The sequence below is a fragment of the Paramagnetospirillum magneticum AMB-1 genome (assembly GCF_000009985.1).
GTDB lineage: Bacteria > Pseudomonadota > Alphaproteobacteria > Rhodospirillales > Magnetospirillaceae > Phaeospirillum > Phaeospirillum magneticum.
Window position 1 is genome coordinate 710811 of the sequence record NC_007626.1, and the last position, 25069, is coordinate 735879.

26 protein-coding genes are annotated in these 25069 nt (G+C 65.4%); 9 read left to right on the forward strand and 17 right to left on the reverse strand.

Annotated elements, in window-relative coordinates; all coding sequences use genetic code 11:
* Positions 1-705 precede the first annotated feature (705 nt).
* Positions 706-1350 carry a hypothetical protein gene (locus tag AMB_RS24835; RefSeq protein ID WP_148207282.1) on the reverse strand — a complete coding sequence of 215 codons (645 nt, stop codon included), beginning with the start codon at positions 1348-1350 and terminating at the stop codon, positions 706-708.
* Between the two features lie 95 nt (positions 1351-1445).
* Between AMB_RS24835 and AMB_RS03390 the strand changes: the two genes are divergently transcribed.
* The gene (locus AMB_RS03390; protein WP_011383102.1) at positions 1446-1682 is read left to right on the forward strand and encodes a helix-turn-helix domain-containing protein; all 237 of its coding nucleotides are present in this window, start codon (positions 1446-1448) and stop codon (positions 1680-1682) included.
* An 8-nt stretch (positions 1683-1690) separates the two neighbouring features.
* Here AMB_RS03390 and AMB_RS03395 read toward each other — a convergent pair whose 3' ends face one another.
* The 5 genes from AMB_RS03395 to AMB_RS03415 form a co-directional block, all read right to left on the reverse strand.
* Positions 1691-1978 (reverse strand): HigA family addiction module antitoxin, encoded by a 288-nt coding sequence (locus AMB_RS03395; protein WP_011383103.1) that lies wholly within the window; start codon positions 1976-1978, stop codon positions 1691-1693.
* Between the two features lie 9 nt (positions 1979-1987).
* Positions 1988-2266, reverse strand: a complete 279-nt coding sequence (locus AMB_RS03400; protein WP_011383104.1) for a type II toxin-antitoxin system RelE/ParE family toxin — start codon at positions 2264-2266, stop codon at positions 1988-1990.
* A 418-nt stretch (positions 2267-2684) separates the two neighbouring features.
* Positions 2685-3578, reverse strand: coding sequence for a LysR family transcriptional regulator (locus tag AMB_RS03405; protein WP_011383105.1), 894 nt, complete (start codon positions 3576-3578; stop codon positions 2685-2687).
* Positions 3579-3653: 75 nt separating this feature from the next.
* Complete coding sequence (trxB, locus tag AMB_RS03410) at positions 3654-4604, reverse strand: thioredoxin-disulfide reductase (RefSeq protein ID WP_011383106.1); 951 nt, start codon at positions 4602-4604, stop codon at positions 3654-3656.
* A gap of 97 nt (positions 4605-4701) precedes the next feature.
* The gene (locus AMB_RS03415) at positions 4702-5325 is read right to left on the reverse strand and encodes a peroxiredoxin (RefSeq protein ID WP_011383107.1); all 624 of its coding nucleotides are present in this window, start codon (positions 5323-5325) and stop codon (positions 4702-4704) included.
* Between the two features lie 269 nt (positions 5326-5594).
* On the opposite strand from AMB_RS03415, the gene AMB_RS03420 reads away from it, so the two are divergent.
* Both AMB_RS03420 and AMB_RS03425 read left to right on the forward strand, forming a co-directional pair.
* Positions 5595-6095: an Lrp/AsnC family transcriptional regulator gene (locus tag AMB_RS03420; RefSeq protein WP_011383108.1), complete on the forward strand. Its 501-nt coding sequence runs from the start codon at positions 5595-5597 to the stop codon at positions 6093-6095.
* Between the two features lie 22 nt (positions 6096-6117).
* Positions 6118-6879, forward strand: coding sequence for a class I SAM-dependent methyltransferase (locus tag AMB_RS03425; RefSeq protein ID WP_011383109.1), 762 nt, complete (start codon positions 6118-6120; stop codon positions 6877-6879).
* 90 nt (positions 6880-6969) lie between these two features.
* Here AMB_RS03425 and AMB_RS24840 read toward each other — a convergent pair whose 3' ends face one another.
* Positions 6970-7392: a hypothetical protein gene (locus tag AMB_RS24840; protein ID WP_043743322.1), complete on the reverse strand. Its 423-nt coding sequence runs from the start codon at positions 7390-7392 to the stop codon at positions 6970-6972.
* A 211-nt stretch (positions 7393-7603) separates the two neighbouring features.
* Between AMB_RS24840 and AMB_RS03435 the strand changes: the two genes are divergently transcribed.
* Together AMB_RS03435 and AMB_RS25555 are read left to right on the forward strand one after the other, a co-directional pair.
* Positions 7604-8875: a sensor histidine kinase gene (locus AMB_RS03435; protein ID WP_231848959.1), complete on the forward strand. Its 1272-nt coding sequence runs from the start codon at positions 7604-7606 to the stop codon at positions 8873-8875.
* A 125-nt stretch (positions 8876-9000) separates the two neighbouring features.
* Entirely contained in the window at positions 9001-9153 is a 153-nt protein-coding gene (locus AMB_RS25555) for a hypothetical protein (RefSeq protein WP_158303922.1), read from the forward strand.
* Between the two features lie 6 nt (positions 9154-9159).
* Here AMB_RS25555 and AMB_RS03440 read toward each other — a convergent pair whose 3' ends face one another.
* Positions 9160-9726, reverse strand: a complete 567-nt coding sequence (locus AMB_RS03440) for a hypothetical protein (RefSeq protein ID WP_011383112.1) — start codon at positions 9724-9726, stop codon at positions 9160-9162.
* A gap of 140 nt (positions 9727-9866) precedes the next feature.
* Between AMB_RS03440 and AMB_RS03445 the strand changes: the two genes are divergently transcribed.
* Positions 9867-10094: a hypothetical protein gene (locus AMB_RS03445; RefSeq protein ID WP_043743325.1), complete on the forward strand. Its 228-nt coding sequence runs from the start codon at positions 9867-9869 to the stop codon at positions 10092-10094.
* On the opposite strand, the gene AMB_RS03450 is transcribed toward AMB_RS03445, so the two are convergent.
* The 9 genes from AMB_RS03450 to AMB_RS03490 all read right to left on the reverse strand — a co-directional run bounded on the left by AMB_RS03450 (position 10064) and on the right by AMB_RS03490 (position 19744).
* Positions 10064-10870, reverse strand: a complete 807-nt coding sequence (locus AMB_RS03450) for a DUF4239 domain-containing protein (protein WP_011383114.1) — start codon at positions 10868-10870, stop codon at positions 10064-10066. The genes AMB_RS03445 and AMB_RS03450 overlap by 31 nt on opposite strands.
* A gap of 203 nt (positions 10871-11073) precedes the next feature.
* Positions 11074-11490: a hypothetical protein gene (locus tag AMB_RS03455; RefSeq protein WP_011383115.1), complete on the reverse strand. Its 417-nt coding sequence runs from the start codon at positions 11488-11490 to the stop codon at positions 11074-11076.
* A gap of 86 nt (positions 11491-11576) precedes the next feature.
* The gene (locus AMB_RS03460) at positions 11577-12470 is read right to left on the reverse strand and encodes a hydroxymethylglutaryl-CoA lyase (protein WP_011383116.1); all 894 of its coding nucleotides are present in this window, start codon (positions 12468-12470) and stop codon (positions 11577-11579) included.
* 142 nt (positions 12471-12612) lie between these two features.
* Positions 12613-14610 carry an acetyl-CoA carboxylase biotin carboxylase subunit gene (locus AMB_RS26715; RefSeq protein WP_011383117.1) on the reverse strand — a complete coding sequence of 666 codons (1998 nt, stop codon included), beginning with the start codon at positions 14608-14610 and terminating at the stop codon, positions 12613-12615.
* 6 nt (positions 14611-14616) lie between these two features.
* Positions 14617-15399 (reverse strand): enoyl-CoA hydratase/isomerase family protein, encoded by a 783-nt coding sequence (locus AMB_RS03470; protein WP_011383118.1) that lies wholly within the window; start codon positions 15397-15399, stop codon positions 14617-14619.
* Between the two features lie 5 nt (positions 15400-15404).
* Positions 15405-17012 carry a carboxyl transferase domain-containing protein gene (locus AMB_RS03475; protein WP_011383119.1) on the reverse strand — a complete coding sequence of 536 codons (1608 nt, stop codon included), beginning with the start codon at positions 17010-17012 and terminating at the stop codon, positions 15405-15407.
* Between the two features lie 153 nt (positions 17013-17165).
* Positions 17166-18335, reverse strand: coding sequence for an isovaleryl-CoA dehydrogenase (locus tag AMB_RS03480; RefSeq protein WP_011383120.1), 1170 nt, complete (start codon positions 18333-18335; stop codon positions 17166-17168).
* Positions 18336-18407: 72 nt separating this feature from the next.
* On the reverse strand, positions 18408-19346 hold the full coding sequence (locus AMB_RS03485) for an AEC family transporter (protein ID WP_011383121.1): 939 nt from the start codon (positions 19344-19346) through the stop codon (positions 18408-18410).
* A complete protein-coding gene (locus AMB_RS03490) occupies positions 19343-19744 on the reverse strand; it encodes a Crp/Fnr family transcriptional regulator (RefSeq protein WP_011383122.1) in 402 nt (133 codons plus the stop codon). The genes AMB_RS03485 and AMB_RS03490 overlap by 4 nt, the downstream gene beginning before the upstream one ends.
* A 183-nt stretch (positions 19745-19927) precedes the next feature.
* On the opposite strand from AMB_RS03490, the gene AMB_RS03495 reads away from it, so the two are divergent.
* Genes AMB_RS03495 through topA form a run of 3 tightly spaced genes read left to right on the forward strand, consistent with a single transcriptional unit; the run spans position 19928 to position 24964 of the window.
* A complete protein-coding gene (locus AMB_RS03495; RefSeq protein WP_043743327.1) occupies positions 19928-21064 on the forward strand; it encodes a patatin-like phospholipase family protein in 1137 nt (378 codons plus the stop codon).
* A 24-nt stretch (positions 21065-21088) separates the two neighbouring features.
* Positions 21089-22240, forward strand: coding sequence for a DNA-processing protein DprA (dprA, locus tag AMB_RS03500; RefSeq protein ID WP_011383124.1), 1152 nt, complete (start codon positions 21089-21091; stop codon positions 22238-22240).
* Positions 22241-22273: 33 nt separating this feature from the next.
* On the forward strand, positions 22274-24964 hold the full coding sequence (gene topA / locus AMB_RS03505; protein WP_043743329.1) for a type I DNA topoisomerase: 2691 nt from the start codon (positions 22274-22276) through the stop codon (positions 24962-24964).
* The last annotated feature ends 105 nt before the right edge of the window (positions 24965-25069 follow it).

The window sequence follows — 25069 nt, forward strand, 5'->3', positions numbered from 1 at the left end:
CGCTGCTGACCCTCGTGCTGTTGGCTGCCCCGGCCATCGCTGCTGACCTTCCCGCCGTGGGAACCCGCACCATTGGGAGCCAGACGTATCTGGTTGACCGCAACGGCAACACCGTTGGGCAACTCAGGGAGCTATCCCCCGGCAATTGGCACATCACTGACAATCGCGGCATGACGGTTGGCAGGGTCCAGACGCCTCCAGGCTCACCCCCGCATGTGGCGGGCGCTATGGCGGTGCGGAGATGAGTTTGGGGGATTTTAATTTACCGACTGATTGTGTAGCCATATTTTCGAGTCATGCAATCCCGCTCGTTGTCTCCAACAATAAGTGGATTATTGCCATAGCCCTGTGCCCTTGTTTTCTGCAGTGCTAGTTGTTCGCAGTCGTATTTATCCGCTGCCTGCTCTGCGGCTGATTTATTCGGGTGATATATTTTATATGGCGTACATGCCGTAACCAAAAGAATCGTAGACAGGCACGTCACGTACAAGGCTATCTTCATTTAGCTGTCTCCCATTTATCTGCATGCCAGTCATTTGGCGGGGGGGAGTCAAATCTCTAGCCGATCACTCGCCTTGACCGACTCCCTGGTCAAGTTCCCACGCCGCCGATATTCTATGGTAACTAACGTTAAATAACGCCTTCTGAGGCAGAACAGCTTTTCATGCGCGTCGCTTGGTATTGTTCTTGCAGAATAGTGATTTATCACTTTTGCTTTAGTGTTTTATTTTGCCTTTGATTTTGTTTATCGGATTTCACTTTTGGCTGCGCCGCTTCTTCTTTGACCTTTTGGGGTGGAAATCTCGCGTCAATCGCCTCTAACTGAGCGATAACCTGTCGCGGCGTTATATGGACAACCTTTTCAGCGCCGTTTTTGGCACTAAATTTTATCCGGTAGCCCGTTTCTCTCTTGCTGCGCAATGTCTTGTCATCGATCGAGGCGCCAAATGATTCAAAATAACTGCATCCATATCTGCAACTGCCGACATGGCTAGATATAGATACGAATTCCATTATGTTGGAGTTTTCATCTTTTGCCGAATTCCAAAATTTCCATCCACTCCCATAATCGTTCACATAGACTTGATGTGTTGCTACCAATGTCCCTTTGTCAACCCAGCTTCGAATAAAATAAGTGTTGAACTCAGAAAGAACACCAGCTCCAAGTGTTTCCTCTGGGCCTATAAATAATACAGACTTTTCGAACTGATCATCTTTTATGTCAACTGTGCTGCGCAGCCTGGAAGTTTCAATAGTGCTTGATGGCTGATACCCCATCTTTTGGGGTGTGCAGCCCGTGATAAACAGGGCTGTCATTACACCGGCAATCAAAAACGTGCTGCGCTGCATTATCTCTCTCCCCATTCGGCTCTCCTCATTCTCCTGTTTTGGGAGAATTCGTCCAGGGGAATTTGCTGTCGTGAGCTATCACAACCGGCTCCACGATGCCCAAGACCATTCACACGGAACGTCACCACAAACTGCGGGCGCTGTTGGTCGCCGAACGCAAGGCGCGGGGGCTTACGCAAACCGTGATCGCGGAGCGATTGGGAAAACCTCCGTCCTATGTCGCCAAGTATGAGCTTGGAGAGAGGCGCTTGGATGTTTTGGAATTCCTGGATGTTGCGGCAGCCATTGGCTTTGATCCCTGCAACCTGATCCGCTCGCTTGCCTCCGTGTAGCCCTTGCCCTACGCCGCCCGTGGCGTCACGTCGTGTGCAATCTTGTCTCCGGCCTCAGCTTCCACCTTTGACAGGTCATGGGCGCTTTGGAGGTTGAGCCAGAATTGTGGCGTGGTGCCGAAATACCGGGCCAACCGCAAAGCCGTATCGGCGGTGATGGAGCGGTGCTCCTTGATGATCTCGCCAATGCGGGTTGCCGGGACGCGTAACGCCGTGGCAAGGGCGTTGGCCGACAGCCCCAAGGGGGCCATGAATTCTTCGCGGAGGATTTCACCGGGATGGGTCTTGATGCGCATGATCCTGCCTCAATGGTAGTCGGTGATCTCGACACGGTGCGCGGCACCATCACGCCATATAAAACACAGCCGCCACTGGTCATTGATACGGATGCTGTGTTGGCCCTTCCTGTCGCCCTCCAGAGCCTCAAGGCGGTTCCCTGGGGGTGAGGAGAGGTCTTGCAACTCGGCAGCCGCATCAAGCATGTCCAGCTTGCGTAACGCGGCTTTGGCGATAGCGGCAAACCGCTTGGACGTGCCCGCCTGATATAGGCGCTCCGTTTCCTTGTCGTGAAAGCTGGCTATCATGTGACAACGATATAACGCGCCACGTATAACGTCAATCGGTGCATTGGCTGCGCGGCTTGCGTCGCGCTCTGGAAATCAAAAACGGCCCACATACGGCCCATGAGCCTCGGACCCGCCAAATCGGCCCAAGCCTCAAAACCTCATAACCCATTGAAAAAGAAAGCCCCCGGTTATTCACCAGGGGCTAAGTCAAACAGGGAGGCTTCACGTCTAGGAGACGTAGGGTCCGAAGACCCGGAACCCAGGCATTGCACCTGGGAACACTGTGGCGGGAACCGCCGAACTCTGGACCTGCTGCGCTGCAGCAAGTTGCGAGTACTGATGTACGGCATGGAGCGGCCTCAAACCACACCAAAAAGCAGGATAGAGGCATGCGGTTGGCGCATGCCTTATGCTTTCGGGTAGGGTTTTTACCGGATCAGGCGGATTCGGCGATCTTGGAGAGCAGGAAGTCGCGGAAGACCGTGATGCGCTTGGAATGGCGCAATTCCTCGGGATAGACGAAATACGTCTCGACCTTGGGGCCCTTCAGCTCGGGAAGGATATGCACCAGCGCCTCGGCCTCGCCGCGCAGGTATTCGGGCATGGCGGCGATGCCCAGTCCGCTTTTGACGGCGCGGTAGATGCCGTAGATGTTGTTGACCTCCAGCACCGGCTTGCGCGGCCGGTCGGGGGAGGCGCCGGCTTCCAGCAGCCAGTTGACGTTGGACACCGGGGCCGAGACCCGGGTGTCGTCGCCATAGACGATGATGCGGTGGTTGTCGAGGTCGTCGGCGGACTTCGGCATTCCGTATTTTTCGATATACGAGGGCGCGGCGAAGACGGCGTAGTTCATGGACAAAAGGTGCCGCTGGATCAGGTCGGGCTGGCGCGGCGGCATCATGCGGATGGCCACGTCGGCCTCGCGCATGGCCAGGTCCAGCTCGCCGTCGAACAGCACCATGGTGACCGCGATCTCGGGGTAGGCGTCCAGGAAGTCCTTGATGCGCGGCGTCAGCCACAGCGAGCCGAAGGCCACGGTGGTGGTGATCTTCAGCGGTCCCTGGGCGCGTTCACGGCTTTCGGTCAGCAGGGCCTCGGTCATGGCCAGCTTGGAGAACACGTCGCGCGCGGTGCGGTAGAGCAGTTCGCCCTGCTCGGTGAGGATCAGGCCGCGGGCATGGCGGTGAAACAGCGGCAGGTTAAGGCTTTCCTCCAGCGCACTGATCTGGCGGCTGACCGCCGATTGGCTGAGATTGAGCACCTCGCCCGCATGGGTGAAGCTGCCCGCCTCGGCGACGGCATGAAAAACCCTCAGCTTATCCCAGTCCATGTGGCGACCGGTCTCCTCCCCGCGGCGGATTATGGTTTCCGCCCTCCCATTTCATACCGGCTACTGTGCCGCAACTTAACCCGTGTGTCCATGCGCGGTGAGGAAGCGCTCGGCCTCCAGCGCGGCCATGCAGCCGGTGCCGGCGGCGGTGACCGCCTGGCGATAGATCTTGTCCTGCACGTCGCCGGCGGCGAACACGCCGGGAATGTTGGTGGAGGTGGCGCCGGCCTTGGTGATCAGATAGCCCTCGGAATCCATTTCCAGGGCGCCCTTGAACAGCTCGGTGTTGGGCGTGTGGCCGATGGCGATGAACACGCCGTCCACTGGCAGCACGGACAGCGCGCCGGTCTTGACGTTCTTGAGGCGCACCCCGGTGACGCCAGGAGGGTTGTCGTCGCCGACGATCTCGTCGATGACGCTGTCCCAGACCACGGCGACCTTGGGATTGGCGAACAGGCGGTCCTGGGCGATCTTTTCGGCCCGCAGCGTGTCGCGGCGATGGATCAGGGTGACCTTGGAGGCGATGCCGGCCAGATAGATGGCCTCTTCCACCGCCGAATTGCCGCCGCCCATCACCGCCACTTCCTTGCCGCGGAAGAAGAAGCCGTCGCAGGTGGCGCAAGCCGACACGCCGAAGCCGGAGAACTTCTTTTCCGATTCCAGGCCCAGCCAGCGGGCGGTGGCGCCGGTGCAGATGATCAGCGTATCGCCGGCATAGGTGTCGCCGGAATCGCCCACGGCGGTGAAGGGGCGCTTGGACAGGTCCACCGAGACGATGGTGTCGTCCATGAAGCGGGTGCCCACATGCTCGGCCTGGGCCTGCATCTGTTCCATCAGCCAGGGCCCCTGGACCGCCTCGGCGAAGCCTGGGAAGTTTTCCACATCAGTGGTGATGGTCAACTGGCCGCCGGGCTGCAGCCCGGCCACCAGCATGGGCTCGAGATTGGCGCGCGCCGCGTAGATGGCCGCGGTGCAGCCGGCCGGACCGGAACCCAGAATCAGGACCTTGGAGTGGTGATGCGCCATCGCGATGCTTCCCGGACTTTTCGAAATTATTGCGTCACAGCATAAGGAGAGGGCGCGCCGCTGGCAAGCGGCGCGCCCTCCCTATCTTACAAAAGCCTTACAGCTCGGAAGCGTGCTTGGCCAGGTATTCGGCAACGCCGTTGGGATTGGGCTTCATGCCGGCCTTGCCCTTGTTCCAGCCGGCGGGGCAGACCTCGCCATGCTCTTCCGAGAACTGCAGCGCGTCGATCAGGCGCAGCGCCTCGTCCACGTTGCGGCCCAGCGGCAGGTTGTTCACATGGGCCGACTGGACCACGCCGTTCTTGTCGATCACGAAGGTGCCGCGCAGCGCCACGCCACCCGGCAGCAGGACGCCATAGGACTTGGCGATGTCCTTGGTCAGGTCGGCCACCATGGGGAACTGGACGTTGCCCAGGCCGCCCTTGTCGACGGGGGTGTTCTTCCAGGCCAGGTGGGTGAAGTGGGAATCGACGCTGACGGCGATGACCTTGGTGTTGCGCTCGGCGAAGGCCTTGACGCGGTGATCGTGGGCCAGGATCTCCGACGGACACACGAAGGTGAAGTCCAGCGGATAGAAGAACACGATGCCGTAGGAGCCAGCCAGGTACGACTTCAGGTTGAACGCCGGATTGATCTCGTTGTCCGGCATCACCGCCGGGGCGGTGAAGTCAGGGGCGGCTTTGGTGACCAGGGAGGTCGGGCTCTGAATCGTGTCGGACATTAGAAAGGCTCCCTCATAGGGCTTGGACAAAAATGATGCCGACAAATCTAGTCTGGATTGCCGTGTCGCGCAAGATGGAATGATTACAAAACAGCTGCCATGACCGCGCTTGAGAAGGATATTAACTCTCAGTTTCCCTGTGGTCATGGCTTTGGGAGCGGGCGGGGGAGCCCGCGCTGGGAAAATCGTCGCCGCGACAGAACGTTGGGCTTGCTGGCGGCTTCTGAGTAATATAATTTCGCAAACTTACGTGGTATTGGAGTTCCCTTATGCAGCGGGTCAAGCTTGACCGCATCGATCGGCGCATTCTGGCCGACCTGCAGGCCGACGGCCGAATGACCAATGTCGAGTTGGCACGGCGGGCGGGAATCTCGGCGCCGCCCTGTCTGCGACGGGTGCGGGCGCTGGAGGAGGCCGGCTACGTCAAGGGCTACCATGCCGAGATCGACCCCGGGGCGCTGGGATTCAACGTCACGGTGTTCGCCCATGTGGGCCTGAACAGCCAGGCCGAGGCCGACCTCAAGTCCTTCGAGGAGCTGGTCAAGGGCTGGCCCGAGGTGCGCGAGTGCCACATGCTGGCGGGCGAGACCGACTTCCTGTTGAAGGTGGTGGCCCATGACTGGGACGACTACCAGCGTTTCCTCACCACGCGCCTGACCGCCGCACCTAATATCAGCCACGTAAAGAGCGCCCTCGCCATCCGCACCTCCAAACTGCAGCCCGGCGTGCCCATCGACGTGGAGGCCGGGCCGGAGCCCGAGCACGAATAGAGTCCGACGGGAGGAGGGCGCGGTGGATATCGATCAGATCCGCGTAAAGACTAATTTCGACATTCTCAATCTGGCGGCGGCGGCCCGGCGGGCGGAACTGTGCGCCGCGCTGGCCAAGGCTTCCAACATGAAGGTCCTGGGCGGGCTCTTCACCGGAATGACCCTGTCGGGCGAGAGCACTTGGCACGACGGCGACCTGGCTCCCAAGATCCTCGGATGCTACGAGGAGGAACTGATTCCCGCCTTTACCCGGGCCATGGACCGGATGCCGCCCGTGGTGGTCAATATCGGCTGCGCCGAGGGGTATTACGCCGTCGGCCTGGCGCGGGCCTTGCCCCAGGCGCGGGTCTTCGCCCACGACACCGATGCCAATTCCCGACAGTACTGCCAGCGTGCCGCCGCTGCCAACGGCGTGGGGGCGAGGGTGGTCGTCGACGGCCTGTGCACCAGCGACAAGCTTCGGAGCCACCTGTCCGGCCAGGGGCGGGCCTTGCTGGTCGTCGATTGCGAAGGGGCGGAGATGACTTTGCTCGACCCGGCTCCGGTGCCGGAGTTGTGTGACTGCGACATCATCGTCGAGTGTCACGACTTCCTGAACCGCGACATCACCGAAACCCTGATCCGCCGGTTCTCTGGAACACATCAGGTGGAAAAGATTTCCGAAGGGCCGCGCGACCCCAACCGGTTCCCGGTCCTGCGCCACATGTCGTCCCTCGACCGCTGGCTGGCCGTCAACGAGGGGCGCCCGGAGACCATGTACTGGCTGGCCTGCTGGGCCAACTGAGCCTTAAAAGCCTGAAGGGTTCGGGACGCTGTGCTTCACGATTGGGGGATCGGGGGCGAAAGCCCCCGAAGGGGAGCCTTTCCGCCGCCCCTATTGCGCCAGCCGCTGGCGGATTTCTCCCTCGCAGCCCATCAGCCAGGCGATCCGCTTCAGGCGGGCGCTTTGCTCGGCCATGTCGTGGCGTTCCTTTTCCGCCCGGCTGTCGATGCGGTCCTGTTCCCGGTTGAGGCGGTCCATGCGGCCTTCGATGGCCGAGGCCTCGGCCTTGATCTGGGCATCGATGCGGGCGCGGCGGGCGGGGCGGGCCAGCAACTCGTCGCGTTCGACCAGTACCGCCGTCAATTGCTTTTCCCAGAACGTGCCGGGAAACAGGGCGGCGCTGAGCGATGGCGGGCCATTGGAGGGGGCGCAGGACTCGTTCAGGGATAGGGACGAGGGCGGCAGGAGCGCCCAGCCGAGAAAGGCCAGCCCGGCCCCGATAAGCAGCATGTCGCGAAGGCGCAGTGTCGTCATGACCGTTCCTCCCGTTCCGGCCATGATAGGACGGCGTTCCCCTTGCGACAATTGCGGATCTGCCGGGCAAGGCTTGCATCCGGGACGCATTTTGCCCTTTGGCCACCTTGTCTGGCCGGGCGGGCATGCGTACCTTTACCTAATGCGAGGGATGCTGGAGGTTGGGTTGCCCGTCAGAACGCCTCGGGGCATCGGCCCCGGCCGGGAGAGCTTGCGCGACGAAACGCCGGCCCGCTTGCGGGCGCGGGTCAAGGCGCTGGAAATTGCCCAGCGCGAGGCGCAGCGCACCCAGCGGGTCCTGCTGGCCACCACGCGGGCCCTGCGCGAGAGCGAGGAGCGCTATGCCCTGGCCATGCGCGGCCCCAATGAGGGGCTGTGGGACTGGAACCCCATCACCAAGGAGCTGTACCTGTCGGCGCGGCTGCTTTCCATTCTCGGCTTCGAGAGCGACACCCTGCGGACCACCTCCCATGAATGGCTGGAGCTGGTCCATCCCGAGGACCGCGACCGCTATCAGGCCACCCTGGTGCGTCATCTCAAAGGCGAGGACGCCCATTTCGAATGTGAATACCGGGTGACTGACCGCGACGGGCGGTGGCGATGGGTTCTGGCCCGCGGCCTGGCGGTGCTCGACGCCGATGGGGTTGCGACGCGCATGGTGGGCTCCATTGGCGACGTCACCGAGCGCCATGCCTACCAGCGCGCCCTGCAGGAGGCCAACGAACAGCTGGAGCAGCGGGTCGTCGAACGGACCCGCGAACTGGATCTCGCCCGATGTCAGGCCGAGGAGGCGAATCGCTGCAAAAGCGAGTTTCTGGCCAATATGAGCCACGAACTGCGCACGCCCTTGAATGCTATCATCGGATTCTCCGACGTGATGCGGTCGGGGGTGTTCGGTCCGGTGGGCAATGCCCGCTATGGCGAGTATATCGGCTGGATCTGGGATTCCGGCCACCACCTGCTCCGCATCATCAACGACATCCTCGATCTGGCCAAGGTCGAGGTGGGGCGCTTCGACCTCAGCCGCGAGTCGACCCCCGTGCTGCCCTTGCTGGAATCGGCCATCCGGCTGGTGTCGGAACGCGCGACCCGCGCCGAGGTCAACGTGGGGTGCAAGGCGGAGCCCGGCCTGGGCGACGCCATGCTCGACCCGTTGCGCATGAAGCAGGTCCTGCTCAACCTGCTGTCCAACGCGGTGAAATTCACGCCCGCCGGCGGATCGGTCAGCCTGGAGGCCCGTCATGAGGGGACTGACCTCGTTCTGATCGTGGCCGATACCGGGATCGGCATGGACGAGGAAAGCCTGGAAAAGGCCTTGCAGCCTTTCGTCCAGGTGGAGTCGAGCCTGTCGCGCCGTTATGCGGGGACTGGGCTGGGTCTACCCCTGGCCAAGTCCTTCTCCGAACTGCACGGCGGCAGCCTGGATCTGGTCAGCCGGCCGGGCGAGGGCACGACGGTGACGGTCCGTATTCCCCGCAAATGATTCCTTCCCGCCATAGCAATGCATGAGGTTTGTGCATGGCTGACCTCCAGTGCCTTTCGCATGTGCGAGAAGCGGTGTACATGGCTGGGAAAGGCCGCGCCAGTCGAGCGGCCAAGGAGAGAACCATGATCGTTTCCACCATGGATATCGTGATGGCCGCCATCGGCGCCCTGAGCATCGCCGGCCTTGGCATTTCCATCAGCGCCTGGCGTCACGCCGCCCGGGTCGAGCGCGAGCTGGACAAGGACCAGCACGACGGCATTCCCTCGGCGATCTGATCGCCTTTACGCCGGGCTCTCGGGTGCCGAGAGCCACAGGCCAGTGCGGTCATGCCGCACCGCACAGCCGGACCGGGCCGCCAGAGGGCCCAGCCGGCCGCGAATATCCAACCCAAACCGCCTGATCAGATGGTCGCCGACACCGCCGGCGGCGGCCCAGCCGTCCGGCCGGGCAATCTCTCCGATCACCAGCCGCAGCAGGCCGGCTTCGTCCAGGTCGAAATCCTGGCGGGCGGCCATGCCCTCTGCCGTCATCCGCGCGATGTCGACGGCAAAGCCCTTGTCGTTGGAGGCGATCACCACCGGGCCGCTGGTCCCGGCGGCGATCAGGGCGTCGACGGTGCGGGCGATGGCCTGGTCCGCCGCCTGGGAGGGCGCGTCGTCGGGAACCGGGGTCTCGGCCGCCGCCGCCAGGCCCCGCCTGGCCAGGGCCATGCGCCATGGCGCCATGAAGCCTTCGCGCCCGAACAGCTCCAGGCGCCCGGCCCCGGCCCAGCGGCCCAGGGATTCCAGCCGTCGGGTGCCGGTCAGATTCTCGCAGTCGATCAATACGATAGCAGCAGTCGACGTCATGAAATCCTATCTCGCATGGCACAATTCTCACGACACGGCTTCCCGTTCGGCTCCGCGTCATATAACCTCAGTCCGGTCGGGCCGCTTTTGGCCTCGGCAAGATGATCATCTCATCTAAGGTGAATTCGGCGGGAGTAGGAATGTTCAAGCGCAAGTCCGTTGATGCACAGGTCGGCGACATGTTCATCAAGGCCCACGACACCAAGAAGAGCATCTGGGTGGTCGAGAAGATTTTCGAGCACGTGGACGGCATCATGCACGCCCGCCTGTTCAACAAGCTGCAGCCCAAGACCATGATCACCGTTTCGGCCTCGACCCTGGCCGATCCCGACTTCTTCTACCGCGCTCCTCCGGCTCCGCTGGACTGAGCACCGGGCTCCGCCGCCAGGGCCGCAATCGGCCCGGCGTGGACCACCGTGGGCTGCTGGAATGGGTTGCCCTGCACCAGCACGATGGCCGCCGTCGGCGCCGCCGCCGCCGCGAAGATCACCATGGCAAGGATTTCCGCCCGTCCCTGGTCCACATGGACCATGGCGATGGAAATCATGGTGAGAAAGCCGAGAAAGGCCATGCCCAGCCATTTCAGCGGATTGACGTGGGTTTGGGACAGCGCGATGCGTAATCCCCGGGCCGCCCGGACCTGGACGGCCTGGCTCAGCATCAGCCCATGCACTCCGGTCGGCGCCACCGCCGAGACATCCGGCCCCGCCAGCAGCGACAGCAGTCTGTCCAACTGGTCCGAGGCGGCGCGGCTGTTCTGGCGCCGCGCCAGCAGGGGCCATTCCTCGGTCACCGTGATGCGGGCGTAGTCCCGCACCGCTCCCACCACCCTGGCCTTGATCGGGGCGGGCAGATGCTCGGCCAGGGCGTCGATGCTGCGCAGCCCGTCGGCTTCCTGGTAAACGGCATTCAGCGCCCGGTCATGGGCGTTCCAGGTGTCGTTGGCCAGGAAGGCCAGCGTCAGGGCGAACAGGACGCCCACCACCCCGAGAAAAGGGGGCGACACCCCCCTCCAGGTGTGAAGCTCGTCGGCCCAGGGCGAGCGTAAGGTCACCCACAGCAGAAACCAGGCGCCGACAAAGGTTCCGAGCAGGGCAATGGCGGCGTAGCCATAGTGATCATAGGTACCGAGAATGGTGGTCATAGAGCGTTCCTTGCGGCGAACGGTCTATTTCACCCCAGCGGGAGGCGGCAGGCCAGCGATTAAAGCGCCGAGCCTCAAATGTGAGGCGCGGCGCTCATGCGAGCATTGAGCGAGCGGCCAAGGGCGCGGAGGCGTCCGCCCGGCGAGGGCAAAACAAATAAAGTTAAAAAGAGTGATGCATGTTTAAGGCATCCCTCTTTGGTTCAGCGATAGCCGTAGCCGGCCATGTCCAGATGGCTCTTGAAGTTGATGTCACCCTTCAAGAGGTAGTCGACAAAGGCCATGCGCATTTCGGTCGCCACCCGCCGGGCGTCGGCAAGCTGGCTGGTCTGGCCTTCCACCTGATCCTTCAGCCGGTGCAGCCGCGCCAGATTGGCCGCCTGGACTTCGCGGATCTGGTCAACGCCGGGATAGGACGTACGGACCAGAAGGTCCAGTTCCTCCGCCTGATGGACGGTCAGAATCTGCAGCAGATGGGTGAGCAGTCCAACGGCGTCAGAGCGGCGATTCTCGGACAACGCCACCTCGATCTCGCCAATGGTGTTCAGGTGTTGCCGGTGGGCGCGGTCGAATTCATCAACTCCGACGCTCAGCGCATCGACCCAGAAATCCGTGGACATGGAGCTCGTGTCCGCATTTGTGAATTTCGCGGGTTCGATGGTAGCACACGGCTATACTTATCGCCAAGGTCGTTGGTCAAGCCAAGCTAAGCGCGGGCGCGGGCAACCTTCGAGCCCGTGGCGCGGCCAAGCGCCTCGCAGATGAAGGTTCCGGCCTCGATCAGCCTGTCCAGGTCGATGCCGGTGTGAATGCCCATGCCGTTCAGCATGTAGACCAGATCCTCGCTGGCCACGTTGCCGGCGGCGCCCTTGGCATAGGGGCAGCCGCCCAGCCCGGCGACGGAGGAATCCATCACCGCCACGCCGCGCTCCATCACCGCCAGCAGATTGGCCAGGGCCTGGCCATAGGTGTCGTGGAAATGGGCGGCCAGCATCTCGACGGGCAGCCGAGCGGTGACCGCGTCGATCATGGCCTGGGCCTTGGCGGGGGTGCCGACGCCCACCGTATCGCCCAGCGAGATCTCGTAGCAGCCCATGGCCACCAGCTTTTCCGCCACTCCGGCCACCGCCGAGGGCTCGACCGCGCCCTCATAGGGGCAGCCGAGCACGCAGGAGACATAGCCCCGCACCCGCAACCCCTCGGCCTTGGCCCGGGCGGCCAGCGGGGCGAAGCGCTCCAGGCTTTCGGCGATGGAGCAGTTGATGTTCTTTTGCGAGAAGGTCTCCGACGCCGCGGCGAACACCGCCACCTCCTCGACCTTGGCGGCCAGCGCCGCCTCCAGCCCCTGGAGGTTGGGGGTAAGCACGGGATAGGCCACGCCCGGCCGCCGCGTGATGGCGGCCATCACCTCGGCGGTGGCGGCCATCTGCGGCACCCATTTGGGGCTGACGAAGCTGCCCGATTCGATGGCGGTAAGCCCGGTCCCGGTCAGGCGATTGATCAGCCCGACCCTGATCTCGACGGCGACCGGCCTGGCCTCGTTCTGCAGGCCGTCGCGGGGACCGACCTCGACGATTTTGACGCGCGAGGGATGACGCATGATCTCGAACCTTTCCCGTCCATTCGGGGCTGCCGCCCCGTTCCCCGCCTGGAGGAGACCTCCAAACCTCCCTTTCATTCATGAATCAAAAGGGGGTTTGGGGCATTGCCCCAAATGGGTTCGGGCGATAGCCCGACAGATCCTATTCCTTCACCTCGAAGGCCAGCAGTTCGACGCCCTCGGCCACGGTGTCGCCCACCTTGAAGTGGATGGCGGCCACCTTGCCCTCGGCGGGGGCCTTGATGGCGTGCTCCATCTTCATGGCCTCGACCACGATCAGCGGCTGGCCGGCGGTGACGGCGTCGCCCGGCTGGACCAGCACCTGAACCACGGTGCCCGGCATGGGAGCGGCCAAACGGCCGTCCCCGCCCTCGCGCTCGGCGGCGGTGGCCGACGGGTCGTCCAGCTTGATCTTCCAGGCGTGGCCGTCGTGCAGCACGGTGATGTCGAAGCCGGAGCGTACCACCGAGGCGGTGCGGCGTTCGCCGCCGATTTCCGCCGAAAGCGTGGTGCCCGACAGGGTGGCGCGGCGCGCCGACAGGGTCTGGTCGGGCAGGTCGAGCGACCAGCCGTCGGCGACGAAATGCACGGTGACCCGGCGCTCGTCGGCCCCGTCCATGAAGCGGAAGTCGTGGTGATTGTCGTCGTTGAGGCGCCAGCCGTTGGTCTGGTGCCAGGGGGAATGGGGATCGCCGGAGCGGGCGGCGGTCCGGGCGCTATCCTCTTCGCGCCACAGCAGCAGGGCTAGGGAGGCGAAGGCGAGGCCCATGGCGGGCACCGGGGCGGCGGGCGGCTGCAGATCGGCGCGGTAGCGCTCGATGAAGCCGGTGTCGATCTCCAAAGCGGCAAAGGCAGGGTGCGCGGCGATGGCGCCCAGGAAGGAGACGTTGGTGGTCACCCCCGCCACCTGATAATCGGCCAACGCCCGGCGCAGACGCCGCAGCGCCGAGTCGCGGTCCTCGTCCCAGACGATCAGCTTGGCGATCATGGGATCGTAGAAGGGCGTGACCTGATCGCCCTGGCGCACGCCGGTATCGACGCGCACGTGGCGGTTTTCGGACGGGGGCGCCAGATGCACCAGCTTGCCGATGGCCGGCAGGAAGTCGCGGGACGGGTCCTCGGCATACAGGCGGGCCTCGAAGGCGTGGCCCTTGCGGGAGAGCTGTTCCTGGGCCAGGGGAAGCTTGCCCCCCGACGCCACCAGCAACTGCCACTCCACCAGATCCAGGCCGGTGATCATTTCGGTGACCGGGTGCTCCACCTGCAGGCGGGTGTTCATCTCGATGAAGAAGAAGCGGCCGTCCTGGTAAAGGAACTCCACCGTGCCGGCGCCCACATAATCCACCGCCTGCGCCGCGGCGACGGCGGCCTCGCCCATGGCGCGCCGGGTCTCGTCGGCCAAAGCCGGGGCGGGGGCCTCCTCGATCACCTTCTGGTGACGGCGCTGGATGGAGCAATCGCGCTCGAACAGGTAGACGCCATTGCCGTGGGTGTCGCAGAACACCTGGATTTCCACATGGCGCGGACGCCCGAGATAGGTCTCCAGCAGCAGGGAATCATCGCCGAAGGCGGCCTTGGCCTCGCGCTTGGCCGACGCCACCGCCTCGGCCAGCCCGGACGCCTCGCTCACCACCCGCATGCCCTTGCCGCCACCGCCGGCGCTGGCTTTGACCAGCACGGGATAGCCGATGATCGCCGCCTCGCGGGTCAGCTCCTCCAGCGTCTGGCCCTTGCCGTGATAGCCGGGCACCAGCGGCACGCCCGCCGCTTCCATCAGCCGCTTGGATTCGGCCTTGGAGCCCATGGCGTGGATGGCGCCCACCGGCGGGCCGATGAACACCACGCCCGCCTTGGCGCAGGCCTCGGCGAAACCGGCATTCTCGGACAGGAAGCCGTAGCCGGGATGGATGGCCTGGGCCCCCGTCCTCTTGGCGGCTTCCAGGATCACGTCGCCCTTCAGGTAGCTCTCGGCGGCGGCGGCGGGGCCGATCAGCACCGCCTCGTCGGCCATGGCCACGTGCATGGCGTTGGCGTCGGCCTCGGAATAGACCGCCACGGTGCGAATCCCGAGGCGCTTGGCGGTGCGCATGACCCGGCAGGCGATTTCGCCGCGATTGGCGATGAGGATCTTATCGAACATGCCTCTTTATCCCTCAATCCAAGCGGGTTTGCGCTTTTCCAGGAAGGCGCGGATGCCTTCCTTGCCCTCGTCGCTGGCCCGGCGCTCGGCGATCTGGCCGGCGGTCCAGGCCCGCAAGGACTCGTCCAGGGGCTGGTCGGCGGCGCGGCGGATCAGGCCCTTGGCGGCGCTCATGGCCTGCGGCCCGTTGCCCTTGACGCGGGCCAGCCACTTGTCCCTGACCTCGGCCAGATGCTCGGCGGGGACGACCTCGTGCACCAGCCCGGTGGCCTTGGCCTCGGCCGCGTCGAACAGTTCGGCGGTGACGGCGTAGCGCCGGGCGGCGCGGCCGCCCATGGCGCGCACCACATAGGGGCTGATCACCGCCGGGATGATGCCCAGCTTGACCTCGGACAGGCAGAAGGTCGCGCCTTCCGCCGCGACGGCCAGATCGCAGCAGGCCACCAGCCCGACGCCGCCGCCATAGGCGGCACCCTGCACCACGCCGATGACGGGGCGGGGGCAGGCGTCGATGGCTTCCAGCATGTCCGACAGGGCTTGGGCGTCTGCCAGGTTTTCCTCGTGGGAATAGCCCGCCATGCGCTTCATCCACTCCAGGTCGGCCCCGGCGGAAAAGCTTTTTCCCGTGGAGTCCAGCACCACGGCGCGGATGCCCGGCGCCGTGGCGGCGTCGCGGAAGGCGGCGGCCAGTTCGGCGATCAGGGCGTCATCGAAGGCGTTGTGCCGCTCGGCCCGATTGAGGGTGATGGTCCGCACGCCGTCATGGGTGGTGACGAGAAGGGCGCTCATGCCGCTTACATCCTGAACACGCCGAACTTGGTCGGCTCGATGGGGGCGTTGAAGGAGGCGGACAGCGACAGCGCCAGCACCATGCGGGTCTCGGCCGGATCGACCAGACCGTCGTCCCACAGCCGCGCCCCGGCGTAATAGGGATGGCCCTGGGTCTCGTACTGGTCGCGGATGGGGGCCTTGAAGGCTTCCTCTTCATCCGCCGGCCAGCTTTGACCCTTGGCCTCCATGGCGTCCTTCTTGATCTGGGCCATGACGTTGGCGGCCTGCTCGCCGCCCATCACCGAGACGCGCCCCGTCGGCCACATATAGAGCATGCGCGGCTGATAGGCCCGGCCGCACATGCCGTAATTGCCGGCCCCGAAGCTGCCGCCCATGATCACCGTGAAGCGCGGCACCTTGGCGCAGGCCACGGCGGTAACCATCTTGGCGCCGTCCTTGGCGATGCCGCCGGCCTCGTACTTCTTGCCGATCATGAAGCCGGTGATGTTCTGCAGGAAGATCAGCGGAATGCCGCGCTGGCTGCACAGCTCGACGAAATGGGCGCCCTTCTGGGCGCTTTCCGAGAACAGGATGCCGTTATTGGCGACGATGCCCACGGGATAGCCCCAGATATGGGCGAAGCCGCAGACCAGGGTGGTGCCGTAGGTCTGCTTGAACTCGTCCAGGCGCGAGCCGTCGACGATGCGGGCGATGACCTCGCGCACGTCATAGGGCTTGCGGCGGTCCTTGGGGATGATGCCGTAGATTTCCTTGGGGTCGTACAGCGGCTCTTCCGGCGTGGCCATTTTCAGGCTGGTGGGCTTGATGCGGTTGAGGTTGCCGACGATGCGCCGGGCGATGGCCAGCGCATGGCCGTCGTCCTGGGCGTAATGGTCGGTGACGCCCGAGGTGCGGCAATGGACGTCGGCGCCGCCCAGTTCCTCGGCCGAGACCACCTCGCCGGTGGCGGCCTTCACCAAAGGCGGGCCGCCGAGGAAGATGGTGCCCTGGTTCTTGACGATGACGCTTTCGTCGCTCATGGCCGGGATATAGGCGCCGCCCGCCGTGCACGAGCCATGCACCACGGAAATCTGCGGGATGCCAAGGGCCGACATCTGGGCCTGGTTATAGAAGATGCGGCCGAAATGGTCGCGGTCGGGGAACACCTCGTCCTGGTTGGGCAGGTTGGCGCCGCCCGATTCCACCAGGTAGACACAGGGCAGATTGTTCTCCTTGGCGATGTCCTGGGCGCGCAGGTGCTTCTTGACGGTCAGGGGATAGTAAGACCCGCCCTTCACCGTGCCGTCATTGGCGACGATCATGCATTCCTGGCCGTTGATGGAGCCGATGCCAGTGATGATGCCGGCCCCCATCACGTCCTTGGAATACATGTCCCAGGCGGCCAATTGCGAGAATTCCAGGAAGGGCGAGCCCACGTCCAGCAGGCGGCGGATGCGTTCCCTGGGCAACAGCTTGCCGCGGGCGATGTGGCGCTCGCGCATGGCGGGGCCGCCGCCCATCTTGACCTGGGCCACCACCTTCTTGAGGTCGTCCACCAGACCTTGCGTGGCCTCGGCATTGGCCTTGAACTCGTCCGAGCGGGGATTGATCGAGGATTTGATGACAGTCATTTGGTTCGTCCCTGGGGCCTGCGCCTCGTCATCCGCTGTCTTGTCATCCCGAACGCAGTGAGGGATCTCCGTCTACTCCGGCATGTCCGGTTTCCCGTGGCCGTGCCAGGAGGAGATCCCTCGCTCTCGCTCGGGATGACAGTTTCACGGGAGCTACTTGGTTTCTTCGAACAGCTCGCGGCCGATCAGCATGCGGCGGATCTCGGATGTGCCCGCGCCGATCTCGTAGAGCTTGGCGTCGCGCAGCAGCCGCCCGGTGGCGTATTCGTTGATATAGCCGTTGCCGCCCAGGGTCTGGATGGCTTCCAGCGCCATCCAGGTGGCCTTCTCGGCGCCGTAGAGGATCACGCCGGCGGCGTCCTTGCGCGAGGTCTCGCCCCGGTCGCAGGCCTTGGCCACCGCGTAGGTGTAGGCGCGGCAGGCGTTGAAGGTGGTGTACATGTCGGCCAGCTTGCCCTGCATCAGCTGGAAGGTGCCGATGGGCTGGCCGAACTGGGTGCGCTCGTGAACATAGGGGACCACCACATCCATGCAGGCGGCCATGATGCCAAGCGGTCCGCCGGTCAGCACCACGCGCTCGTAGTCCAGGCCGCTCATCAGGACGTTGACGCCCTTGCCCACGGCGCCCAGCACGTTCTCTTCCGGCACTTCACAATCCTGGAACACCAGCTCGCCGGTGTTGGAGCCGCGCATGCCCAGCTTGTCCAGCTTCTGCGCCACCGAGAAGCCCTTGAAAGTCTTCTCCACCAGGAAGGCGGTGATGCCACGCGGTCCGGCGGTGACGTCGGTCTTGGCATAGACCACGATCACGTCGGCGTCGGGGCCGTTGGTGATCCACATCTTGGTGCCGTTGAGGACGTAGCGGTCGCCCTTCTTCTCGGCCTTCAGCTTCATGGAGACCACGTCGGAGCCGGCATTGGGCTCGCTCATGGCCAGGGCGCCGATATATTCGCCCGAGATCAGCTTGGGCAGGTACTTCATCTTTTGCGCTTCGGTGCCGTTGCGCTTGATCTGGTTGACGCAGAGGTTGGAGTGCGCGCCGTAGGACAGGCCCACCGAGGCCGAGGCCCGGCTGATCTCCTCCATGGCCACCACGTGCTCCAGGTAACCCATGCCGGCGCCGCCGTACTTCTCGTCGACGGTGATGCCCAGCAGGCCCATGGCGCCCAGGCGCGGCCAAAGCTCGTTGGGGAATTCGTTGCTGCGGTCGATCTCGGCGGCGCGGGGGGCGATTTCGGTGGCGGCGAAGGCGGCGACCGAGTCGCGCATCATGTCGGCGGTCTCACCCAGATCGAAGTTCAGCGCGGAATTGAAGCCGGTCATGCTCGTTCCCTCATACAGCCCGGTTGGTGCGTTAAACGAGCATACGTTTTTTTAATTCGGCCGCAAGGGGATTCAACCGGCTCCCAGCACCATCAGCCACAAAGGCAGAATCACCGCTCCGGCGATGGTCTGGGCCGACAGCATGGTGGCCACCAGGGCGGCGTCGCCGCCCATCCGGCGGGCGGTGACGTAGGAGGCGGGCGAGGCGGGCAGGGCGGCGTAGATGCCGCAGGCCCCCAGGATGGCGCCACCCAGCCCGGCGGCTTTCAGCGCGCCATAGGCCAGCAGGGGCAGGACGACCATCTTGGCCGCGATGGCCAGCCACACCGACGGGGCGGGTTGCCGCAGGCTCTCCAGGCGGATGCCGGCGCCGATGGCCAGCAGTGCCAAAGGCAGCGAGGCGCCGCCCAGGATGTCGAGGATGGAGGCGGCCACCGGGGGCAGGCGCAGGCCCGAGAGGTTGATGGCGGCGCCCACGGCGCAGGACAGGATCAGCGGGTTGGTGATCACCGGCAACACCGCCTCGCGCCAGCCCAGCCTCCCGTCCGTCCGCGCCCAATGCAGCATGGCCAGGGTGGACAGCAGATTGACCAGGGGGATCACGGCGGCGGTGCAGACGGCGATCAGCGCCACGCCCTGGCTGCCCCACAGCCCGGCTCCTACCGCCAGGGCCACATAGGTGTTGGGGCGGATCACGCATTGGAACAAGGAGGTGAAGGCGGGGCCATCCAGGGACCACGGCGGCTGTTCCAGCCGCCGCGCCGCCAGACCGGCCGTCGCGGCCATCACCACCACCAGCCCCGCCTCGACGGCGAAGATGGTGCCCACCGGCAGCCCCTCCAGGCGGGCGCGGGCCAGCGAGGCGACCAGCAAGGCGGGGAGGAACAGGTGAAAGGTGGCCCATTCCGCCGGCGCCCAGAAGGCATCGTCGACCCAGCCCCTCGACCGCATCTGATGCCCCAGAATGATCAGCGCGATGATCGGCGCCAGGGCCGAGAGAACCTGGATCATTCCACCCCGTGATCCGCCAAACTGGACCTGGCGTCGGCCAGGTCGTCGCCCAGTTCGCGGATGGTGGCCAGCAGCGACTGGATCAGGGTGTTCAGCCCCGGCGGCGCCTGATCCATCATGGTGCGGATGGCCTCCTTGGTCAGCACCAGGCAGGTGGCGTCGTCATCCACCAGGGCGGTGGCCATGCGCGGGCTGTCGTCCAGCAGGGCCATCTCGCCGAACACCTGGAACGGCCAGACCCGGCCGATGGTGATCTTGCGTCCGGCCGTGGTCTTGAAGATGCGCACGGTGCCCTGCTGCAGCAGATAGGCCTCGTGCCCGGTGTCGCCCTCCTTGAAGATGACCGTGCCCCGGGGGAAAACGCGCTGAAGTCCGGGTGTGCCGGCGGTGTCGCTCATGGCGGATCCCTTCGCCCCAAATGGAAAGGACGGCCAGCATAGCGCGGGCATCCCGCTTCTCCAATCGGGTAAGGGGCGGGGATGGAAACGATGTCACGATACCTGCGGTTGCCAGTGAGGGTGGGGTCGCGGTACCCTTGGGCAAAACAATGGCGGAAACCGTCATCTCAGGGAGAAACGCTCATGGGAAAACCCCATCGGATTGCACTGGCCTTGCAGGGCGGCGGTGTGCACGGCGCCTTTACCTGGGGCGTGCTTGACGCCCTGCTGGACGAGGCTGCGGCCGGCAATATCGAATTCGTCGGCGTGAGCGGAGCCTCGTCGGGGGCGCTGACCGCGACGGCCATGGTCTATGGCTATCACGAGGGCGCCGCCCAGCCCGGGCCGGCCAGCGCCCGCTCCCGGCGCATGGCCGAGGCGGCACGGACCAAGATCCGCGAGTTGTGGGAGACGGTGGCCCGGGCCGCCTTCTGGGGCGGCAACCCCTTCGTCGCCGCCATCGGGCTGGCCCCGGGCTGGAACATCGACGATACCCCCGCGGCTCGCTGGGCCGACGTGGCCGGCGGCAATACTCCGGCGGCGGAATCGGGGCTCGCCACCTATCTCACCGCGGTGCTGCGCGACGTGCTGCCCGAGATTCCGGCCATCTTCGCCTTGCCGCAGGAGGCGACCCCCACCCTGATCGTCGCCGCCACCGATATCGGCGAGTGCCGCCGCCAGTTGTTCATCGACGGCGCGGTGTCGCCCGACGCGGTGCGGGCGTCCACCAACCTGCCCACCTCGCTGCACACCGTCACCATCGGCGATCACCATTACTGGGACGGCGGCTATATGGGCAATCCGCCGCTGACGCCGCTGGTGGAGCGGCTGCGCGAGGCCGACGCCGCCGACCTGCTGCTGGTGACGCTGAATCCGCTGCACCGCGACGGCCCGCCGCCCAAGGGGGCGCGTCAGGTGCTGGACCGCCTCAACGAGGTGGCCTTCAACGCCTCGCTGGTCCACGAGGTCAACGCCATCGAGACCATCAACCGGCTGGTGGACGCCGGCATGATCAAGGATCCGCCGCCCGGCCAGCATCCCTATCGCCGGGTCAACCTGCACCGCATCCACGCGGACGAGGCCATGGTCAAGCTGGGCGTCTATTCCAAGGATGCCCCGGCCTGGGATTTCCTGGTCTATCTCCGCGACCTGGGGCGCCAGGCCTTCACCGATTCGTGGGCGACCATCAAGCCGGCGCTGGGCAAGCGGTCGTCGTGGGACACCAATTCGGTGTGCGATCAGGTCCTGGCCAGAAAGGCGATCACCAGCCGGGAGAAATAGCCTCATCCGCCCTTGACCGATTGCATGCAACCGGCCACTCTGCACGCCATGGACGAGGGCAAAAGGCAACTTTCAGCCGCTGAACGGTTCGACTGGCTGCGGCTGATCCGCAGCGAGAATGTGGGGCCGCGTACCTTCTCGCGCCTGCTGGAACGCTTCGGCTCGGCCAGCGCCGCCCTGGCAGCTCTGCCCGACCTGGCCCGCAAGGGCGGCGCCCGCCGCCCCATCCGCATCTGCCCCAAGGCCGACGCCGAGCGCGAGATGGAGGCCACCGGGCGGGTCGGCGCCCGTCTGCTCGGCGTTGCCGAGCCGGGCTATCCCGCCTGGCTGGCGGCGCTCGACGATGCGCCGCCGCTGCTCTGCGTGCTGGGCAATCCGTCGGTGCTGGCCAAGCCCATGGTGGCCATGGTCGGCGCCCGCAACGCTTCGCTCAACGGCCGCAACTTCGCCCGCCGGCTGGCCGCCGACCTGGGCCGGGCCGGCTATGTGGTGGCCAGCGGCATGGCGCGCGGCATCGATACCGCCGCCCATCAGGGGGCGCTGGCCTCGGGCACGGTGGCGGTGCTGGCCGGCGGCGTCGACGTGGTCTATCCCCCCGAGAACACCGATCTGTGGCGGGAAATCGGCGCGGCCGGCGCGGTGGTGTCGGAAATGCCGGTGGGGACCCAGCCCCAGGCCAGCTACTTTCCCCGCCGCAACCGCATCATCTCCGGCCTGTCGCTGGGCGTGGTGGTGGTGGAGGCCAATGCCCGCTCGGGCTCGCTGATCACGGCGCGCTTCGCCGCCGACCAGGGGCGCGAGGTGTTCGCCGTGCCGGGCTCGCCCATGGACCCGCGTGCCGCCGGTCCCAACGATCTGCTGCGCCACGGCGCCACCCTGACCGAAAGCGTTGCCGACGTGACCGACGTCCTGGGCGACCTGCTGCGCCGGCCCCTGGCCGAGGGCAAACGCGCCGATTTCCGCGCTCCCCAGCCGGTTGAACCCGATACTTCCGAGATGGACCAGGCCCGCGCCCGGGTGGCCGAGGCGTTGGGTCCCGCACCGGTGATGGTTGACGAAATCATCCGCCAATGCCAATTGTCACCCTCCATGGTGTCCTGGGTCCTGCTGGAGATTGAACTGGCGGGGCGTTTGGAGCGCCATCCCGGCAATCGGGTCTCGCTGCTGGTCGGCTGAGATTCCTTGCCCCCAGGATGTGATCGGGTGCGGATGAAAGTCGTCGTCGTCGAGTCTCCGGCCAAGGCCAAGACCATCAATAAGTATCTGGGCAGCGACTTCCACGTGCTCGCCTCCTATGGCCATATCCGCGACCTTCCGCCCAAGGACGGATCGGTGCGGCCCGACGAGGGCTTCGCCATGGACTGGGAGACCGATCCCAAGTCCGAGCGCCAGATCAAGGAGATCGTGGCCGCCGTCAAGGGCGCCGACAAACTGTTCCTCGCCACCGACCCGGATCGCGAGGGAGAGGCCATCTCGTGGCATGTGCGCCAGGTGCTGGAAGCCCGCAAGGCGCTGAAGGGCGTCGAGGTCAAGCGCGTGGTGTTCAACGAGATCACCAAATCCGCCGTGCTCGACGCCATGCGCAATCCCCGCGAAATCCATCAGGAACTGGTGGACGCCTATCTGGCCCGGCGGGCGCTGGATTATCTGGTGGGCTTCACCCTGTCGCCGGTGCTGTGGCGCAAGCTGCCGGGCTCACGCTCGGCGGGCCGGGTCCAGTCGGTGGCGCTGCGCCTGATCTGCGAGCGCGAGTCCGAGATCGAAAGCTTCAAGCCCCGCGAATACTGGACCATCGCCGCCGACTTCCTGACCCCCAAGGGGGCGCTGCTGTCGGCGGGGCTGACCCATCTGGGCGGCAAGAAGCTCGACAAGTTCGACCTGTCCTCCGAGGCCTTGGCCCGCGACGCCGAGAGCAAGGCGGCGTCGGCCCGCTATGCGGTTGCCGCGGTGGAGCGCAAGCGGACCCGGCGCAATCCCTACCCGCCCTTCACCACCTCGACCCTGCAGCAGGAAGCCAGCCGCAAGCTGTACTTCGCCGCGGCGCGCACCATGCAACTGGCCCAGCGCCTGTATGAGGGCGTCGATATCGGCGGCGAGACGGTGGGTCTCATCACCTATATGCGAACCGACGGCGTGCAGATGGCCGCCGAGGCCATCGCCGGCGCCCGGGCGGTGATCGCCCAGGATTTCGGCAAGGTCTATGTGCCCGAGGCGCCGCGCGTCTACAAGACCAAGGCCAAGAACGCCCAGGAAGCCCACGAGGCCATCCGTCCCACCGATCTGGCGCGGCGTCCCGAGGACGTGGCCCGCTATCTCGACAAGGACCAGCTGCGCCTGTACGAGCTGATCTGGAAGCGTACCCTGGCCAGCCAGATGGCCGCCGCCGAGCTGGATCAGGTGGGCGTCGACATCGCCGGCGACCAGCACGGCATCGTCTTCCGCGCCACCGGTTCGGTGGTGGTGTTCGACGGCTTCCTGAAGGTCTACCGCGAGGACAAGGACGATTCCGACGACGAGGATGCGGAAAAGCTGCTGCCGGACGTGACCGAGAAAGACGCCATGGACCGCAAGGCCATGCGCACCGAGCAGCACTTCACCCAGCCGCCGCCGCGCTTCTCCGAAGCCAGTCTGGTCAAGCGCATGGAAGAGCTGGGTATCGGCCGCCCCTCCACCTATGCCTCCATCCTGTCGGTGCTGCAGGAGCGCAATTACGTCCGCCTCGACCAGCGGCGCTTCATCCCCGAGGATCGCGGCCGTCTGGTCACCGCCTTCCTGGAAAGCTTCTTCGGCCGCTATGTGGAGTACAATTTCACGGCCGATCTGGAAAACCAGCTGGACGACGTCTCGGGCGGGCGCGACGACTGGCGCAAGGTGCTCGACCGGTTCTGGCGCGACTTCTCCGGTGCCGTGGACGAGACCAAGGACCTGCGCGTCGCCCAGGTCCTCGACGCCCTGGACGAGCTTTTGGGGCCGCACTTCTTCCCCGACAACGGGACGGGCCACGATCCGCGTTCCTGCCCCACCTGCAATGCCGGACGGCTGTCGCTGAAGCTGGGCAAGTTCGGCGCCTTCATCGGCTGCTCCGCCTATCCCGAATGCCGCTTCACCCGGCCGCTGACCACCGGCGGCGAGGGCGAGGAAGAGGTGAGGGAAGGTCCCAAGGAACTGGGCAACGACCCGGAGAGCGGCCTGCCGGTCACGCTCCGCAAGGGACCCTACGGCCATTACGTCCAGCTGGGCGACGAGACCACGCTCAAGGCCGAGCCCGCGCCGGTGCCGGAAAAGGGCAAGAAGGCCCCCAAGACCGCAAAAGCGGTCAAGGCCCCCAAGCCCAAGCGGGTCTCGCTCTACAAGGGGCTCGAGCCGGCCGGCGTCACCCTCGACATCGCCTGCCGCCTGCTGGCCCTGCCGCGTCTGGTCGGCACCCATCCCGAGACGGGCAAGTCCATCAGTGCCGGGGTGGGGCGCTTCGGCCCCTATGTGGTGCATGACGGGGTCTACAAATCGCTGGCCAAGGACGACGACGTGCTGGTCATCGGCATGAACCGCGCCATGGAATTGCTGTCCCAGGCCAAGGGCCGCGGCGGCAGCGGCCCGCTCAAGACCCTGGGCGAGCACGAGGGCAAGCCGGTCACCCTGCATGAAGGGCGCTATGGCCCCTACGTGTCCCGCGACGGCGTGCATGCCACCCTGCCCAAGGACAGCTCGATCGAGACGGTGACCCTGGAAGCCGCCCTGGCCCTGATCGCCGCCAAGGCGGCCAAGGGTCCGGCCAAGCCCGTCCGCGGCCGCAAGGCCGCCGCCCCCAAGGCGGAGGCCGCGCCCAAGCCGGCCGCCGCCAAGAAGGCTCCGGCGAAGAAGAAGGCTCCCACCAAGAAAAAGGTGGCGGCCAAGGGCTAGTCCCGCAGGTCTCGATCGAGGGCGATGTCCGTCCGGGCGGGTGGATTGGTTCCCGGCGGGGTCGTGTTCGTGCCGGGAACAGTGATGGACATCGGTCCGGCGGCA

Coding starts and splice junctions, on each gene's coding strand:
- AMB_RS24835 (WP_148207282.1), bottom strand. CDS start 1,350: ATGCAGCGCAGCACGTTTTTGATTGCCGGTGTAATGACAGCCCTGTTT.
- AMB_RS03390 (WP_011383102.1), top strand. CDS start 1,446: ATGCCCAAGACCATTCACACGGAACGTCACCACAAACTGCGGGCGCTG.
- AMB_RS03395 (WP_011383103.1), bottom strand. CDS start 1,978: ATGCGCATCAAGACCCATCCCGGTGAAATCCTCCGCGAAGAATTCATG.
- AMB_RS03400 (WP_011383104.1), bottom strand. CDS start 2,266: ATGATAGCCAGCTTTCACGACAAGGAAACGGAGCGCCTATATCAGGCG.
- AMB_RS03405 (WP_011383105.1), bottom strand. CDS start 3,578: ATGGACTGGGATAAGCTGAGGGTTTTTCATGCCGTCGCCGAGGCGGGC.
- trxB (WP_011383106.1), bottom strand. CDS start 4,604: ATGGCGCATCACCACTCCAAGGTCCTGATTCTGGGTTCCGGTCCGGCC.
- AMB_RS03415 (WP_011383107.1), bottom strand. CDS start 5,325: ATGTCCGACACGATTCAGAGCCCGACCTCCCTGGTCACCAAAGCCGCC.
- AMB_RS03420 (WP_011383108.1), top strand. CDS start 5,595: ATGCAGCGGGTCAAGCTTGACCGCATCGATCGGCGCATTCTGGCCGAC.
- AMB_RS24840 (WP_043743322.1), bottom strand. CDS start 7,392: ATGACGACACTGCGCCTTCGCGACATGCTGCTTATCGGGGCCGGGCTG.
- AMB_RS25555 (WP_158303922.1), top strand. CDS start 9,001: ATGATCGTTTCCACCATGGATATCGTGATGGCCGCCATCGGCGCCCTG.
- AMB_RS03440 (WP_011383112.1), bottom strand. CDS start 9,726: ATGACGTCGACTGCTGCTATCGTATTGATCGACTGCGAGAATCTGACC.
- AMB_RS03445 (WP_043743325.1), top strand. CDS start 9,867: ATGTTCAAGCGCAAGTCCGTTGATGCACAGGTCGGCGACATGTTCATC.
- AMB_RS03450 (WP_011383114.1), bottom strand. CDS start 10,870: ATGACCACCATTCTCGGTACCTATGATCACTATGGCTACGCCGCCATT.
- AMB_RS03455 (WP_011383115.1), bottom strand. CDS start 11,490: ATGTCCACGGATTTCTGGGTCGATGCGCTGAGCGTCGGAGTTGATGAA.
- AMB_RS03460 (WP_011383116.1), bottom strand. CDS start 12,470: ATGCGTCATCCCTCGCGCGTCAAAATCGTCGAGGTCGGTCCCCGCGAC.
- AMB_RS26715 (WP_011383117.1), bottom strand. CDS start 14,610: ATGTTCGATAAGATCCTCATCGCCAATCGCGGCGAAATCGCCTGCCGG.
- AMB_RS03470 (WP_011383118.1), bottom strand. CDS start 15,399: ATGAGCGCCCTTCTCGTCACCACCCATGACGGCGTGCGGACCATCACC.
- AMB_RS03475 (WP_011383119.1), bottom strand. CDS start 17,012: ATGACTGTCATCAAATCCTCGATCAATCCCCGCTCGGACGAGTTCAAG.
- AMB_RS03480 (WP_011383120.1), bottom strand. CDS start 18,335: ATGACCGGCTTCAATTCCGCGCTGAACTTCGATCTGGGTGAGACCGCC.
- AMB_RS03485 (WP_011383121.1), bottom strand. CDS start 19,346: ATGATCCAGGTTCTCTCGGCCCTGGCGCCGATCATCGCGCTGATCATT.
- AMB_RS03490 (WP_011383122.1), bottom strand. CDS start 19,744: ATGAGCGACACCGCCGGCACACCCGGACTTCAGCGCGTTTTCCCCCGG.
- AMB_RS03495 (WP_043743327.1), top strand. CDS start 19,928: ATGGGAAAACCCCATCGGATTGCACTGGCCTTGCAGGGCGGCGGTGTG.
- dprA (WP_011383124.1), top strand. CDS start 21,089: ATGCAACCGGCCACTCTGCACGCCATGGACGAGGGCAAAAGGCAACTT.
- topA (WP_043743329.1), top strand. CDS start 22,274: ATGAAAGTCGTCGTCGTCGAGTCTCCGGCCAAGGCCAAGACCATCAAT.